The organism is Streptomyces spinosus (assembly GCF_020400655.1).
Classification (GTDB): Bacteria; Actinomycetota; Actinomycetes; order Streptomycetales; family Streptomycetaceae; genus Streptomyces; species Streptomyces argyrophylli.
In genome coordinates, this window is sequence record NZ_JAINRC010000016.1 from 55,007 (window position 1) to 70,769 (window position 15,763).

General features: G+C 72.6%; 11 protein-coding genes. 3 read left to right on the forward strand and 8 right to left on the reverse strand.

Annotated features, from left to right (window positions below; translation table 11 throughout):
- Positions 1–179 precede the first annotated feature (179 nt).
- From ispG to dxr, 3 genes are all read right to left on the reverse strand, one after another.
- Positions 180–1,337 (reverse strand): flavodoxin-dependent (E)-4-hydroxy-3-methylbut-2-enyl-diphosphate synthase, encoded by a 1,158-nt coding sequence (ispG, locus tag LG395_RS28790; RefSeq protein WP_171152349.1) that lies wholly within the window; start codon positions 1,335–1,337, stop codon positions 180–182.
- Positions 1,338–1,507: 170 nt separating this feature from the next.
- A complete protein-coding gene (locus tag LG395_RS28795) occupies positions 1,508–2,809 on the reverse strand; it encodes a M50 family metallopeptidase (RefSeq protein WP_225811722.1) in 1,302 nt (433 codons plus the stop codon).
- On the reverse strand, positions 2,806–4,077 hold the full coding sequence (gene dxr / locus LG395_RS28800; RefSeq protein WP_171152351.1) for a 1-deoxy-D-xylulose-5-phosphate reductoisomerase: 1,272 nt from the start codon (positions 4,075–4,077) through the stop codon (positions 2,806–2,808). Before dxr ends, LG395_RS28795 begins: the two co-directional genes overlap by 4 nt.
- Before the next feature lie 171 nt (positions 4,078–4,248).
- Here dxr and LG395_RS28805 point away from each other — a divergent pair, with 171 nt between their 5' ends.
- The gene (locus LG395_RS28805; RefSeq protein ID WP_171152353.1) at positions 4,249–4,707 is read left to right on the forward strand and encodes a lamin tail domain-containing protein; all 459 of its coding nucleotides are present in this window, start codon (positions 4,249–4,251) and stop codon (positions 4,705–4,707) included.
- Positions 4,708–4,713: 6 nt separating this feature from the next.
- Here LG395_RS28805 and LG395_RS28810 read toward each other — a convergent pair whose 3' ends face one another.
- Complete coding sequence (locus LG395_RS28810; RefSeq protein WP_225811723.1) at positions 4,714–6,660, reverse strand: acyl-CoA dehydrogenase family protein; 1,947 nt, start codon at positions 6,658–6,660, stop codon at positions 4,714–4,716.
- Between the two features lie 255 nt (positions 6,661–6,915).
- On the opposite strand from LG395_RS28810, the gene LG395_RS28815 reads away from it, so the two are divergent.
- Positions 6,916–7,929 carry a LacI family DNA-binding transcriptional regulator gene (locus tag LG395_RS28815; RefSeq protein ID WP_225811724.1) on the forward strand — a complete coding sequence of 338 codons (1,014 nt, stop codon included), beginning with the start codon at positions 6,916–6,918 and terminating at the stop codon, positions 7,927–7,929.
- A 298-nt stretch (positions 7,930–8,227) separates the two neighbouring features.
- Here the strand turns inward: LG395_RS28815 and LG395_RS28820 are convergent, their stop codons facing one another.
- From LG395_RS28820 to LG395_RS28835, 4 genes are all read right to left on the reverse strand, one after another.
- Positions 8,228–8,518, reverse strand: a complete 291-nt coding sequence (locus LG395_RS28820) for a hypothetical protein (RefSeq protein ID WP_225811725.1) — start codon at positions 8,516–8,518, stop codon at positions 8,228–8,230.
- A gap of 152 nt (positions 8,519–8,670) precedes the next feature.
- On the reverse strand, positions 8,671–10,116 hold the full coding sequence (locus tag LG395_RS28825; RefSeq protein WP_225811726.1) for an aldehyde dehydrogenase family protein: 1,446 nt from the start codon (positions 10,114–10,116) through the stop codon (positions 8,671–8,673).
- 166 nt (positions 10,117–10,282) lie between these two features.
- Positions 10,283–11,860 carry a PucR family transcriptional regulator gene (locus LG395_RS28830; protein ID WP_171152360.1) on the reverse strand — a complete coding sequence of 526 codons (1,578 nt, stop codon included), beginning with the start codon at positions 11,858–11,860 and terminating at the stop codon, positions 10,283–10,285.
- Positions 11,861–11,967: 107 nt separating this feature from the next.
- Positions 11,968–14,115, reverse strand: a complete 2,148-nt coding sequence (locus LG395_RS28835; RefSeq protein WP_225811727.1) for an ATP-binding protein — start codon at positions 14,113–14,115, stop codon at positions 11,968–11,970.
- Between the two features lie 278 nt (positions 14,116–14,393).
- Between LG395_RS28835 and gabT the strand changes: the two genes are divergently transcribed.
- Entirely contained in the window at positions 14,394–15,728 is a 1,335-nt protein-coding gene (gabT, locus tag LG395_RS28840) for a 4-aminobutyrate--2-oxoglutarate transaminase (RefSeq protein ID WP_171152361.1), read from the forward strand.
- The last annotated feature ends 35 nt before the right edge of the window (positions 15,729–15,763 follow it).

Here is a 15,763-nt window from a genome sequence, read left to right on the forward strand (position 1 = left end):
CTGCTGATCTCCGCACTATAGCTGCGCCCGCTGCGCGGTGCGCCTTCGAGGCCGGAGGGCCGGGAGGCGCCCGCGACCTCGGGCCGGCCGGGGTCGCGCGCGCCCACGCTGCGGAGCCGCACACCGGGCACAGCCCGGCGCCCCTGGCGGGGCGCTGCCGCCGGCCGGCGCCGGAGGAATCAGCCCGCCACCGACACCGACGGTTCGCCGGAGGCGACGCCCTCGGCCTCCATCTGCTCCGCCAGCTTCATGGCCTCCTCGATGAGGGTCTCCACGATCTTGGACTCGGGGACGGTCTTGATGACCTCGCCCTTGACGAAGATCTGGCCCTTGCCGTTGCCGGAGGCGACGCCGAGGTCGGCCTCGCGGGCCTCGCCGGGGCCGTTGACGACGCAGCCCATGACGGCGACGCGGAGCGGGACCTCCATCCCGGTCAGGCCGGCGGTGACCTCTTCGGCGAGCTTGTAGACGTCGACCTGGGCGCGACCGCAGGACGGGCAGGAGACGATCTCCAGGCCGCGCTGGCGCAGGCCGAGCGACTGGAGGATCTGCAGGCCGACCTTGACCTCCTCGACCGGCGGGGCCGAGAGGGAGACCCGGATCGTGTCGCCGATGCCCTGGGAGAGCAGGGCGCCGAAGGCGACCGCCGACTTGATGGTGCCCTGGAAGGCGGGGCCGGCCTCGGTGACGCCGAGGTGGAGGGGGTAGTCGCACTGTTCGGCGAGCTGCCGGTAGGCCTCGATCATCACGACCGGGTCGTTGTGCTTGACGGAGATCTTGATGTCGCGGAAGTCGTGCTCCTCGAAGAGGGACGCCTCCCACAGCGCCGACTCGACCAGGGCCTCGGGGGTGGCCTTGCCGTACTTCTGGAGCAGGCGCCTGTCCAGGGAACCGGCGTTGACGCCGATGCGGATCGGGGTGCCGTGGTCCTTGGCGGCCTTGGCGATCTCCTTGACCTTGTCGTCGAACTGCTTGATGTTGCCGGGGTTGACGCGGACGGCGGCGCAGCCGGCCTCGATCGCGGCGAAGACGTACTTGGGCTGGAAGTGGATGTCCGCGATCACCGGGATCTGGGACTTCTTCGCGATGGTGGCGAGGGCGTCGGCGTCGTCCTGGGTAGGGCAGGCCACCCGGACGATCTGGCAGCCGGAGGCGGTCAGCTCGGCGATCTGCTGGAGGGTGGCGCCGATGTCGGACGTGCGGGTCGTGGTCATCGACTGGACCGAGACGGGAGCGTCTCCGCCGACCGCCACGCTTCCGACCTGGATCTGCCGGCTCTTCCGGCGCTCGGCGAGCTTGGTCGGAACGGACGGCATGCCGAGAGAAATCGCAGTCATCTGCTGTGCAACCCCAAGTCGTGGATCAAGGTCCGGTCCCGTGCAACGGCGGGCTCCAGGCTTTGAGATTACGGCACCGACTCCCGCGTCAGCACATCCCACCCGTAAACCCACCCGATGGAATGCGGCCCGGAACCCGAGGGCTCCGGGCCGCGGTGGACGACGGGTGGCTAGGAGATCTTCACCGGGTTGACGACGTCGGCGATCAGCACCAGGACGGTGAAGCAGACGAAGATCCCGGCGACCACGTACGCCACCGGCATCAGCTTGGCGACGTCGAACGGTCCGGGGTCCGGGCGGCGCAGCACCCGGGCCAGGTTGCGGCGCAGCGACTCCCACAGGGCGCCCGCGATGTGCCCGCCGTCGAGCGGGAGCAGCGGGAGCATGTTGAACAGGAACAGGGAGAGGTTGAAGCCGGCCAGCACGAAGACGAACATGGCCAGCTGCTGCGAGGCGGGGATGTCCAGGGTGGCGATCTCACCGGTGACCCGGGCCGCGCCGACGATGCCCATCGGGGAGTCCGGCTCGCGCGGGCCGTCGCCGAAGGCCGCGTCCCACAGGGCCGGGATCTTGCCGGGCAGGGCGACGAGGGAGTCGACGGCGTCGCCCACCCGGTCGGTCATCCAGGTCACGGACTCGCCGAAGTCCTGTTTGACGACGCCGGTGGCGGGGCTGAAGCCGAGGAAGCCGGCCTTGACGTAGCCGTCGACGTAGTTGCCGCCGGCGTCCTTCTTGGCGACCTGGTTCGTGGCGATCTTCGCGTGCAGGGTCACGTCCCGGCCGTCGCGGTCGACGACGAAGGAGACGTCCTTGCCGGCGCTGTCCCGGATGAGGTCCGAGAGCGTGTTCCAGTCCTCGGTCGGCTTGCCGTCGAAGGAGACGATCCTGTCGCCCGCCTTCATGCCGGCCTGCGCCGCCGGGGACGCCGGGTCGGAGTTCTTGCAGCTGTCGCGGTGCTGGCTCTGCGCGATGACGCAGGGCGAGACGGATTCCACGACGGTGGTCTCCTTCTGGATGCCGAAGCCCATCAGCACGGTGAGGAAGAGGGCGACCGCGAGCACCAGGTTCATGAAGGGGCCCGCGAACATGACGATGACCCGCTTCCACGGCTTGCGCGTGTAGAACATGCGGGTCTCGTCGCCGGGGCGGAGCTCCTCGAAGGCCGCCGAGCGGGCGTCCTCGATCATGCCGCGCCACGGGGAGGTGGAGCGGGCGGAGACCCGGCCCTGGTCGTCCGGCGGGAACATGCCGATCATGCGGATGTAGCCGCCGAGCGGGACCGCCTTTATGCCGTACTCGGTCTCGCCCTTCCTGCGTGACCAGATGGTCGGGCCGAAGCCGACCATGTACTGCGGCACGCGGATGCCGAAGAGTTTGGCCGTGGACAGGTGCCCCAGCTCGTGCCACGCGATGGAGACGAGCAGGCCGACCGCGAAGACCACTATGCCGAGGATGAACATCAAGGTCGTCATGCACGCGCCTCCGCGGTCGCCGTCGTGGCTGTGAGTTCGCGGGCCCGGGCCCTCGCCCAGGTCTCCGCTTCGAGGACGTCCGACACCGTGAGTGAGGTTCCCGTGACCGGGGTGCCGTGCTCCTCCACCACCCGGGTGACGGTATCCATGATCCCGTTGAAGGGCAGCGCGCCGCTCAGGAAGGCCGCGACGCACTCCTCGTTGGCGGCATTGAACACCGCCGGGGCCGTGCCCGCGAGCCGCCCCACGTGCCGGGCGAGGTTCACCGAGGGGAAGGCCTCGTCGTCCAGCGGGAAGAACTCCCAGGTGGACGCCTTGGTCCAGTCGAACGCGGGGGCCGCGTCCGGGACACGTTCGGGCCAGCCCAGTCCGATGGCGATGGGCCCGCGCATGTCGGGGGGCGTCGCCTGGGCGATCGTGGATCCGTCGGTGAACTCGACCATCGAGTGGACATACGACTGCGGGTGCACGACCACCTCGATGCGGTCGAAGGGAAGGTCGTAGAGGAGGTGGGCCTCGATGACCTCCAGGCCCTTGTTGACCAGGGTCGCGGAGTTGACGGTGATGACCGGGCCCATCGCCCACGTGGGGTGCGCGAGGGCGTCCGCGACGGTGACGTGTGCCAGTTCGTCCCTGGTCCGGCCGCGGAAGGGGCCGCCGGAGGCGGTGACGACGAGCTTGCGGACGTCGGCCCGGGTGCCGGCGGCGAGCGCCTGGAAGAGGGCCGCGTGCTCGGAGTCCACCGGGATGATCTGGCCCGGCTTCGCGAGCGCGGTGACCAGCGGGCCGCCGACGATCAGCGACTCCTTGTTGGCGAGCGCGAGGGTGCGGCCCGCCTCCAGGGCGGCGAGGGTGGGCGCGAGGCCGATGGAGCCGGTGATGCCGTTGAGCACCGTGTGGCACTCGGAGGCGGCGACCTCGGTGGCCGCGTCCGGTCCGGCGAGGATCTCGGGCAGCGGCTCCGCGCCGCCGTACTCGGCGGCGAGCGCCTCGCGCAGCGCGGGGACGACGTCCTCGCGTGCGACCGCCACGGTCCGCACCCGCAGCCGGTGCGCCTGCTCGGCGAGGAGCGCCACCCGGCCGCCGTTCGCGGACAGGGCGGTGACCCGGAAGCGGTCGGGGTTGCGCAGCACGAGGTCGATGGCCTGGGTGCCGATGGATCCGGTGGAGCCGAGGACCACCACGTCCTTGGGGCCGCCGCCGGGGGCGGGGTCGTAGACGAGGTGCGGGTCGGCGAGGGGGGCCGGACGGGCGGGACTGTCGGTCATCCCCCCATTGTGGCGGCACGCGGTGACGGCCCGGACAGCGCGTCCCCCGCGCGGGTGCGTTCAGCGGATCGTGAACACATGGTGAAGATCATGTGATAACACTTCAGTCCGGGCCGGTCGCCGACCGGCCCGGCCACGACTTCGCGGACGACATCCTGGGGGGATCTCTCCATGCGTACTGTGCGCATACGCGCTGCCCTGCCCGCCCTCGCCGGCGCGGCCCTGCTCACCGGCACCCTGCTCAGCACCCCGGCCGAGGCCGCCGGGGGCGTGCGGATCCACCACGTGTGGTTCGACAGCCCCGGCACGGACAACCGGTCGAACAAGAGCCTGAACGCCGAGTGGGTGCAGCTGAAGAACACCGGCGGCTCGGCGGTCTCGCTCAAGGGGTGGGTGCTGAAGGACGCCTCCAACCACAAGTACGTCTTCGGCAACGTCAAGATCGGCGCCGGGAAGTACCTGAAGGTGCACACCGGCAGCGGCTCGGACACCGCGTCGGACAAGTACCAGGACCGCCGTGCCTACGTCTGGAACAACGACAAGGACACGGCGACCCTGACCAAGGCGAGCGGCAGCAAGGTCGACACCTGCTCCTGGACGACGCGGGACCCGAGCGACAAGTACTGCTAGGCCGTGTCAGTGGGCCTGGCTCCCGAAGGGACGCCGGGCGTTCTCGCGGGCCGAGGGGCCGGGGGCCGCGTCCGCGATCCACGGCCCCTCGCCCGACGGGTCGAGGATGCCCTCCTCCAGCCAGGTGTAGGCCCCGCCGAGGACGTGCCTGACCACCTTGCGGTCCAGGTCGTCGGTGTTGGTCCACAGCCGGGCGAAGAGTTCGTCCACCCGGATGCGGGCCTGGCGGCAGAAGGCGTCGGCGAGCTGGTAGGCCTCGCGGCCGTGCTCGCCCTCGCGCCACAGCCGCTCGGCGCGGACGCAGGCCGCGCTCATCGCGAACAGCTCGGCGCCGATGTCCACGATCCGGCCGAGGAAGCCCTGCTTGGTCTCCATCCGGCCCTGCCAGCGGGACATGGCGTAGAACGTGGACCGGGCCAGCTTGCGGGCCGTGCGCTCGACGTAGCGCAGGTGCCCGGAGAGGTCGATGCCGTGCTTGAACTCGCCGTACGCCGTCGGCAGCTGCCCCGGTCCGGCGACCAGCTTCGGCAGCCACTTGGCGTAGAACACGCCCGCGTTCGCGCCCGCCCTCGCCTTGGCGGACAGCGGCTTGTCGGGGTCGATGAGGTCACCGGCGACCGAGAGGTGGGCGTCGACGGCCTCCCGCGCGATCAGCAGGTGCATGATCTCCGTGGAGCCCTCGAAGATGCGGTTGATGCGCAGGTCGCGCAGGATCTGCTCGGCCGGCACCGCGCGCTCGCCGCGCGCCCGCAGCGACTCGGCCGTCTCGTAGCCGCGCCCGCCCCGGATCTGGACCAGCTCGTCGGCCATCTTCCAGGCCATCTCGGAGCCGTAGAGCTTGGCGAGGGCGGCCTCGATGCGGATGTCGTTGCGGTCCTCGTCGGCCATCTGCGAGGACAGGTCGAGCACGGCCTCCAGGGCGAAGGTGGTGGCCGCGATGAAGCTGATCTTGGCGCCGACCGCCTCGTGCAGCGCGACCGGCTTGCCCCACTGCTCGCGCTCGGCCGCCCACTCGCGGGCGATCTTCAGGCACCACTTGCCGGCTCCCGCGCACATCGCGGGCAGCGACAGCCGGCCGGTGTTCAGGGTGGTGAGGGCGATCTTCAGCCCGGCGCCCTCGGGGCCGATGCGGTTGGCCGCCGGGACCCGCACCCGGTGGAAGCGGGTGACGCCGTTCTCGATGCCGCGCAGCCCCATGAAGGCGTTGCGGTTCTCGACGGTGACGCCCTCGGACGCCGCCTCCACGACGAACGCGGTGATGCCGCCCTTGTGCCCCTCGGACTTCGGCACGCGCGCCATGACGACGAGCAGGTCGGCGACCACCCCGTTGGTGGTCCACAGCTTCACCCCGTCGAGCACGTAGTCGTCGCCGTCGGGTACGGCGGTGGTGGCCAGGCGCGCCGGGTCGGAGCCGACGTCCGGCTCGGTGAGCAGGAACGCGGAGATGTCGGTGCGGGCGCAGCGGGGCAGGAAGGCGTCCTTCTGCTCCTGGGTGCCGAACATCTTGAGCGGCTGCGGTACGCCGATCGACTGGTGGGCGGAGAGCAGCGCGCCGACGGCGGGGCTGACGGAGCCGACGAGGGCGAGCGCCTTGTTGTAGTACAACTGGGTGAGGCCGAGGCCGCCGTACTTGGGGTCGATCTTCATGCCGAGGGCGCCGAGTTCCTTCAGACCCGCCACGACCTCGTCGGGGATGCGGGCCTCGCGTTCGATCCGGGCGGGGTCGATCGCGGTCTCGCAGAACGCGCGCAGCTTGGCCAGGAACTCCTCGCCGCGCCGCACGGACTCGTCGTCGGGCAGCGGGTGGGGGTGGATGAGGTCGAGCCGGAAGCGCCCGAGGAAGAGCTCCTTGGCGAAGCTGGGCTTGTGCCAGTCCTGCTGCCGGGCGGCCTCCGCCACCTGGCGGGCCTCGCGCTCGGTGACGGTGGTGCGTGGGGTGGTGGTGGCGGACATACAGGCTCACCTCGCCGCGAAGAGGGACGAATGGGACCGTTCGTTACCGACCAGTGCTACTGGATCGTTGGTACCCGAAACGGGCCGACCCCACCACCCCTCGCGCGCGAACGGCCGAAGGGCCGGGCGGGGGTGTCGAAGCGCTTCAACAGCCTGTGGACACCCCGCCTGCCTGGGTCTACTGTCTGTCTCACCCTTACCCACCTTGTCCGCAATGCGCCCCGTTGAAGCGCTTCACAAAATCTGGAGAGCCGGATGGTCACCCTCGCCGAGGTCGCTCAGCACGCCGGGGTCTCGGCGAGCACGGTGAGCTACGTCCTCAGCGGCAAGCGGTCCATCTCCGCGGCCACCCGGCAGCGGGTCGAGCGGAGCATCCGGGAGCTGGGCTACCACCCGAACGCGGGTGCCCGCGCCCTGGCCGGCAAACGGTCCAACATCGTCGCGCTGATGGTCCCCCTGCGCACCGACATGTACGTGCCGGTGATGATGGAGATCGCCATCGCGGTGGCCACCACGGCCCGGGCACACGGCTACGACGTCCTGCTGCTCACCGGTGAGGAGGGACCCGACGCGGTGCGCCGGGTCACCGGCAGCGGTCTCGCCGACGCGATGATCCTGATGGACGTCCAGCTGGAGGACGAGCGGCTGCCGCTGCTGCGGGGAACCGGCCAGCCCTCGGTCCTCATCGGCCTGCCCGCCGACACCGCCGGGCTGACCTGCGTGGACCTGGACTGGAGCGCGACCGGCGCGCTGTGCGTGGAGCATCTGGCGGGGCTCGGGCACCGCGACATCGCCGTCATAGGCGAGGCCCCGGCGGTCTACGAGCGGCACACCGGCTTCGCCGAGCGCACCCTGGACGGTGTGCGCTCCCGCGCCCGGGAGACGGGCGTACGGGTGCTGCACCGGCCGTGCGAGGGCGGCTACGACGCCCTGGCGCTGACCCTGGCCCGGATCTTCGACGAGCGGCCGGGGACGACCGGGTTCGTGGTGCAGAACGAGTCGGCGGTCGAACCCCTGCTCGCGCTGCTGCGCCAGCAGGGCCGGGCCGTGCCGGAGGACGTGTCCGTGGTGGCGATCTGCCCGGACCAGGTCGCCGTCCAGGCCTCGGTACGGCTGACCTCGGTCGCCATCCCCGCCCCGGAGATGGGCCGGCAGGCGGTGGAGCGCCTGGTGGCCAAGCTGGACGGGCGGGGCGGCGACGAGGTCGTCCTGCTCACGCCCGAGCTGACCGTACGGGCGAGTTCGGGACCGGCGCCGGCCGCGCCCTGACACCCGCCGGGCCCGGCCCGTACGGGGCACACCTGCGCCCGTCCTCCCGTCCGCACGCCCTGCCCCCGGCCAAGGCCGGCCGCGGCCGGTGGCTGCACGCCCGGCGCGGCGGCCCGGCCCTGGCGGGGCGTCCAGGACGTCCGCCTCGCACCGCGCGGCCCGCCGTGGCTCGCGCACGTCGGCTTCCGCGGTCGAGGGGCCCGCGGAAGCCCGGCACCCGGAAGGGGCCCGGCACCGGAAGGCAGCGGCGCCGGGCCCCTTCGGGACGGCGGGGTGCGGCGGACGTGCCCTGTCACCGCTAGCGGACCACGATGATCACGTTGCCTTCGTCGTGATCGAAGCGGTGGTCGAAGCGATGATCGAAGCCGTAGCCGAAGCGATGACCGAAGCCGTGGTCGAAGCGGTGGTCGAAGCCCTGGTCGAAGCAGCTCCGGCCGTAGTGGCCCCAGCACCAGTCGTCGGTGACCCGGGTGGGCACGGCAGGGGCTGCCGCCGAAGCCGTGCCCGCTGCACCGATCGCGGCGCCGCCGGCCATGACCAGGCCGGCCGCGGACGCCGCGAAGAGGCGCCTCGCGCGTGATGCTCGCATGATGGCCCTCCTTCCTCCCTCAGGGGTGCGGCCCTGATAGGTGTACGTCCGCGGAGCCCTTCCGGATTGCCTCGGCGAGGCGGAACGGCGAACGGCCGCAGCCCCCGCACAGTGGGCTGCGGCCGTTCCGTTCCCGACCTGTCCGTGGCAGGTCAGAGCGCGAGACCGGTGAGGACCAGCACGCGCTCGTAGGTGTAGTCCTCCATCGCGAACCGCACACCCTCGCGGCCCACACCGGACTGCTTGACGCCGCCGTACGGCATCTGGTCGGCGCGGTAGGACGGGACGTCGCCGATCACCACACCGCCGACCTCCAGGGCGCGGTGGGCCCGGAAGGCGGCCTGGAGGTCGTGGGTGAACACGCCCGCCTGGAGGCCGTACTTGGAGTCGTTGACCGCGGCGAACGCCTCGGCCTCGCCGTTCACCTTCTGCACCGTGAGGACGGGCCCGAAGACCTCCTCGCAGGAGAGGGTCGCACCGGCCGGCACGTCGGTGAGCACGGTCGGCGCGTAGGAGGCGCCGTCACGGTCACCGCCGGTGAGCAGGGAGGCGCCGGCCCCGACCGCCTCCTTGACCCAGGACTCGACGCGCTTGGCCGCGTCCTCGCTGACCAGCGGGCCGACGTCGGTCTTCGGGTCGGACGGGTCGCCGGTGACCTGGGCCTCGACGGCGGCGACGATCCGCGGCACCAGCCGGTCGTACACGGAGGCGTCGGCGATCACCCGCTGCACCGAGATGCAGGACTGGCCGCCCTGGTAGTTGGAGAAGGTCGCGATGCGGGTGGCGGCCCAGTCCAGGTCGGCGTCGGAGGCGTAGTCGCCGAGGACGACCGCGGCCCCGTTGCCGCCCAGCTCCAGCGTGCAGTGCTTGCGCGGCACCGAGTCCATGATCGCGTAACCGACCTTCTCGGAACCGGTGAAGGAGATGACCGGCAGGCGCTCGTCCTGGACCAGGGCGGGCATCTTCTCGTTCGGCACCGGCAGGATGCTCCACGACCCGGCCGGCAGGTCGGTCTCGGCGAGCAGGTCGCCGATGATCAGGCCGGACAGCGGGGTGGCCGGGGCCGGCTTGAGGATGATCGGGGCGCCGGCGGCGATCGCCGGGGCGACCTTGTGGGCGCACAGGTTCAGCGGGAAGTTGAACGGCGCGATGCCGAGCACGACACCCTTCGGGAAGCGGCGGGTGAGCGCGAGCCGGCCCTGGCCGCCGGCGTCGGTGTCGAGCCGCTGGGCCTCGCCGCCGTTGAACCGGCGGGCCTCCTCGGCCGCGAACCGGAACACGGACACGGCACGGCCGACCTCGCCCCGGGCCCACTTGACCGGCTTGCCGTTCTCGGCGGAGATCAGCTGGGCGATCTCCTCGGTGCGCTCGGCCAGCCGCTTGCTGACGTGGTCCAGAGCGGCGGCGCGGACGTGCGCCGGGGTGGCGGCGAAGTCATCGCGGACGGCGTACGCGGCGGCCACGGCCTCCTCGACCTGGGCGTCGGTGGGCACGCTGACCTTGCCGACGAGCCGGCCGTCCCACGGGGAGGTGACGTCGAAGGTGTCCTCGCCGGTGGCCTGGCGGCCGGCGAGCCAGAAGGCATGGGTGGAAGTCATGTACGAGTCCCGGCCCTTCCGCGTTGGAGGTGTGTCGCTTGGCTTGCGTGGTCCACGGTAGGGCGGGGGCGGCCGGGGGGCGTTTGTCCGAGTCGTAGCAGTGGGCGGACCGGGCACTACTGATTGGACTACTCGGCGCTCCGCACCACCGCGGGCCGCTTCCGCGCTACTCCGTGGACGTCGCTTTCAGGGCGAGCCACAGCTCCATCCGCACGTCGGGATCGTCCAGGCTGCGCCCCAGGATCTCCTCGACCCTGCGCATCCGGTACCGCAGGGTGTGCCGGTGCACCCCCAGGTCGGCCGCCGCCGCGTCCCACTGCCCGTGCCGCGACAACCAGGCCCGCAGCGAGGCGACCAGGTCGCCCCGGCCGGTGGCGTCGTGCTCGTGCAGCGCCCGCAGCAACCCGTCGGCGAACGCCTTCACCGCGTCGTCGGCCAGCAGCGGGAGGACCGACCCGGCGGCCAGCTGCTCGTGCTCCACGAACACCCGCCCCCGCCGCCGCGCCACCGACAGCGCCTGCTCGGCCTGCTTGTACGCTGCCGCCGCCGCGATCGGCCCGGCGGGCGCGGACAGGCCGACGACCAGCGTGTCCTCCTCCGCCCGCCCCTGCTCGGCCGCCGCCCGGTCGGCCTCCCGCGCCGCCGCGTGATCGACGCACGCGGCCACCGCCGCGCCCCGGTCGGCGGCCAGCACCACCAGCCGCTCCCCCTCCGGGACGACCAGCACGGCCTCCCCCGCCCGCGCCGCCGCGCTCTCCACGGTCTCCGCGAGCTCGCCCAGCGCCTCGCCGGCCGGGCCGGAGCCGGACTCGGCGACGATCATCCGGAACGGGGCGTCCAGCAGCTCGCCGTACAGGTCCCCGGCGACCGCCCGGGCGTGGTCGGGCTCGCCCGCGAGGAGCATGCGCAGCACCGCCGCACCGACGCGCTGCTCGGCCGCGTGCAGCGAGCGGGAGCGTTCGGTGGTGAGGGTGAGCAGGGCGATGGCGGAGTGGACGGCGTACCGCTCGGCGGTACCGAGCGCGGCGGCCGTCCCCACGGCGAGCGCGGCGCGCGGGCGGCGGCCGGTGCCGAGGCTGTGCAGCTCCACCCGGTCCTCGTGTTCCGGGCCGCCGACGACGGAGGAGGCGGGGGCGGGCCGCTCCCGCAGCCGTTCCACCTCGGTGGTGAGCCGGGCGGCGCGGCGGCCGGCCCACTCCGGCGCGGCGGCGACGACGGCGCCCGAGGCGTCGTACAGCGCGGCCCAGCCGTCGACCTGGGCGGACAGCGCGGTGAGCACCCCTTCCGGGCCGGCGTTCAGCGCCTGTCTGGTCAGCTCGCGCTGGGCGGCGAAGCCCGCGGTGACGGCCCGGTACTGGTCGGCGGCTATCGCCGCGGAGACGGCCTTGCTGATGGCGAGGAAGGGGGTGCGGCGGGGCACCTCCAGCAGCGGCAGCCCCTCCTGCGCGCAGGCGTCGACGAGGGCGTCGGGGATCTGCTCGTAGTTGACCCCGACGGCGAACCCGAGTCCGACCACGCCCGCGCCGACGAGCCGCCGCACGTACCGCCGCATGGCCTCGGGGTCCTCCGCGTCCAGCTTGAGCGCGGTGATCAGCAGCAGCTCGCCGCCCTCCATGTAGGGGACGGGGTCGGCCAGCTCGCTGACGTGCGCCCATCGGACGGGCACGTCCAGACGGTCCTCGCCCGCGCGCACGGTCAGCTTGAGCGCGGAGTGGTGGACGAGCGAGGCGAGAGTCGGGGGCATGGGGCCTTCACGGTGAGGGAGATCCGTCGATCCCGGTGATCTTTTGGCCGCCGTGTATGAACGGCCCACGCCGATTCTGCCTCACCGTACGAGCCGGCGCTGGCCGCTCACCCCCGCAGATCCACCAGCAACGGCGGCGCGTGCTCGCCCTCCACGGTGGTCAGCGACAACACGGCGTGCCCCGGCGGCACCCCGTGAGCCAACTCGGAAGCCGACCACCGCTCCCGCTCGACCTGCCGCACGGTGACGGCACGGGCGGTGGGCGCCTGGCCGGTGATGACCCGGCGCAGCATGTGCACGGCCTTGCCGGCCGGGGTCTCGGCGATGATCTGCCGGTCGGTGACGTCCCGGGTCTCGGTCCACTCCTTGCCCCACACCTCGGCGAAGTCCTGCCCGTCCCAGGGGGTGAGCCCGGACAGCGCCATCCGGCAGCCCGTTGCGCCCAGCAGCGGACCGCGCAGCGGCCGGGGTACGTCGTCCAGGGTGCGCAGCGTGAGCACCGCGCCGGCGTTGGCGCTGCGCAGCCGCTGGATGCCGCGTACGGCCTCCGGCGTGACGACCCCGGAGGCGTCGTCGAGCAGCAGGCAGGCGAAGAGCGACCGGTCCTCCCGTACCGTCACGGAGGCCGTGAACTGGGCGAGCACCAGCCGGGCCAGGATCCGGGAGGCGTCGGCGTGACCACGCTGGGGCAGGTCGATCCGCACCCGGACCGGGTGGTCGAGGGCCTTCAGGGAGAACGGCCGGCTCTGTCCGGAGGTGTCGAAGAAGGCGGCGAAGGCGGGCCGGTCGAGCAGGGCGATCCGGTCGGCGAGGACCGTTCCGACGTCACCCGGGTGGGCCATCTGCCGCTCCCGGGCGTCCAGTTCCCTGAGCAGGGACGCGTGTCCGGTGTCGGTGAGGCCCTTGCGCAGCGCGGCCAGCGGGCCGGGGGCGCCGTCGAGCAGTTGCCGCAGCTCCGGTACGGAGGGGAAGCGGTCGTGGACGGCGCGGAACGGGCCGAGCAGCTGGGCGAGGACGGTGGTGGACCGGCGGCCGTCGCTGCCGGGGTGCGGGTCCGCGAGGTCGCCGACGAGGGCCTCGGCGAGTATGGCGGCGGCCTCGTCGGGGTCGGTGGTACCGCCGTAGAGGTCGAGGTCGTACACGGAGTCGGGGTGGCCGACGCGGACGACGACGTCGTAGGCCTCGGCCGGGCCGAGCCCGGCGCCGGCCGCGCCGACCACCACGACCGACGCCCGGCCGGCCAGGGCGTGCAGGCACAGGGACTCGGCGAGCGGGCGCACCACCGCGCCGGTCTTCCCTGAGCCCGCCGGGCCGACGGCGAGCAGGGAGGTGCCGAGCAGGTCGGGGCCCAGGGCGAGGCCGGCCCCGCGGTAGTGGTAGGGGTTGCGGGGGTCGTCGGCGGTGGTGCCGAGCCGGACCTGGCCGGTGAGCAGGTCGTGGCGGGCGTGCCGGGCGGGCAGGTCGCGTTCGCCGGAGGGGTGCGGGCAGGCGGCGGCGCCGTCCTTCAGTACGGCGCCGGTGAAGCCGGCCAGGCTGTGCCGGCCGGACCGCACGCCCTGCCAGGCCCTGCTGATCCGCGCGTGATCCACGTCCCGCATGAGCCCGGCCCTCGCCTCGCCGGCCAGCCGCTCGGCAGCCTCGTGAGCCCCCGCCTGCCGTAGCCGCGGCCATTCGGCGGGGTCTTGCTCGGGGGCGGGCGGGGGCGCGGCCGCGGGCGTGGCGGGACGCCAGGCGCGCGGCCCGTAGCGGAGCCAGACCTCGCCCCAGCGGCCCAGACGGCCGACGACGAACAGGATGGCGAGGGCGATGACGGTGTAGTACGAGTACCAGAGGATCGCGTTGCCCACGGCGTCGTTGCCCTGGCGCCAGGAGTCGGGTGTGAACAGCTCCAGCGGCAGCACCCACCAGGCGCCGAGGTAGCCGTTCCACAGCAGGGACCACACCAGCCAGCCCACGAGGAAGGCGATCAGCGCGCCGCTGAGCAGTTGCCGGGAGGGAATCTGCTCGGGCTCCTGCTCGGGGCGGGGGCGGTGTCCGAAGCGCCACACCCCCGGCGGTGCCTCCGGACGGGGGGTCCGCAGCCAGGCGAGGAAGACGGAGCCGTCCGGTTTCGGCGGTGCGCCGGGCGGCATCGGGGGCGCCGGCGGCACTCCGGGAGGCATCGGTGGCACCGCGGCCCCCTCCGGCGCCGCCATAGGCCGCGGTAGCGGGTTCGCGTGGGTGCCGCGGGTGTCGCGCGTCGCGTCGCTGTCCATCGACCTTGCCCCCTGACCAGCCGTTCCGTCCGTCGTCAGCGAGTCAATCTAACGCCCCGGCAGGGGGAGTTCACCGCTTACGCGGCCGGAAGGAGCCGTACCCGCCCCGCCGGGCTATGTCCACGGCGGACAAGGGGGGTCGCCGACAACGCCCACATGGAGCATGCCCACCCCCAGGAACCGGTCTTAGCCTGCGAGAAAAGAAGGTATGCGTCCGAAAACGCACCGCCCGGAACCGCCCGGGACCGCCCGGTACGCAAGATCATCAGGGAGCCCCCATGACCGCACTTCCGCAGGAGCGCCGCGTCGTCACCGCCATCCCCGGCCCGAAGTCGCAGGAGCTGCAGGCCCGTCGTACCGCCGCGGTCGCCCAGGGCGTGGGCTCCGTGCTGCCCGTGTTCACCGCGCGCGCGGGCGGCGGCATCATCGAGGACGTCGACGGCAACCGGCTGATCGACTTCGGGTCCGGCATCGCCGTGACGAGCGTCGGCGCCTCCGCCGAGGCCGTGGTGCGCCGCGCGAGCGCCCAGCTCGCCGACTTCACCCACACCTGTTTCATGGTCACCCCGTACGAGGGCTACGTGGAGGTCGCCGAGGCGCTCGCCGAGCTGACCCCGGGCGACCACGCCAAGAAGTCCGCCCTGTTCAACTCGGGCGCCGAGGCCGTCGAGAACGCCGTCAAGATCGCGCGTGCCTACACCAAGCGGCAGGCCGTGGTCGTGTTCGACCACGGCTACCACGGGCGGACCAACCTCACGATGGCGCTGACGGCGAAGAACATGCCGTACAAGCACGGCTTCGGCCCGTTCGCGCCCGAGGTGTACCGCGTGCCCGTCGCGTACGCGTACCGCTGGCCGACCGGCCCGCAGAACGCCGGCCCGGAGGCCGCCGCGCAGGCCATCGACCAGATCACCAAGCAGGTCGGCCCGGACAACGTGGCCGCGATCATCATCGAGCCGGTGCTCGGCGAGGGCGGCTTCATCGAGCCGGCCAAGGGCTTCCTGCCCGCCATCCGGCAGTTCGCCGCCGACAACGGGATCGTCTTCGTCGCCGACGAGATCCAGTCCGGCTTCTGCCGGACCGGGCAGTGGTTCGCGTGCGAGGACGAGGGGATCGTGCCCGACCTGATCACGACCGCCAAGGGCATCGCCGGTGGTCTGCCGCTCGCCGCCGTCACCGGCCGCGCGGAGATCATGGACGCCGCGCACGCCGGCGGCCTCGGTGGTACCTACGGCGGCAACCCGGTGGCGTGCGCCGGTGCGCTCGGTGCCATCGAGACGATGAAGGAGCTGGACCTCAACGGCAAGGCCAAGCGCATCGAGGAGGTCATGAAGGGTCGCCTCACCGCCATGGCCGAGAAGTTCGACGTCATCGGCGACGTGCGCGGACGCGGTGCCATGATCGCGATCGAGCTGGTCAAGGACCGCGCCACCAAGGAGCCGAACCCGGAGGCCACCGCCGCGCTCGCCAAGGCGTGCCACGCCGAGGGCCTGCTGGTCCTGACCTGCGGCACCTACGGCAACGTGCTGCGCTTCCTGCCGCCGCTGGTCATCGGCGAGGACCTGCTGAACGAGGGCCTCGACATCATCGAGCAGGCGTTCGCCCGCATCTGAGCGGCACCCGCGGACCCGCGCATCCGAGCGGGAGG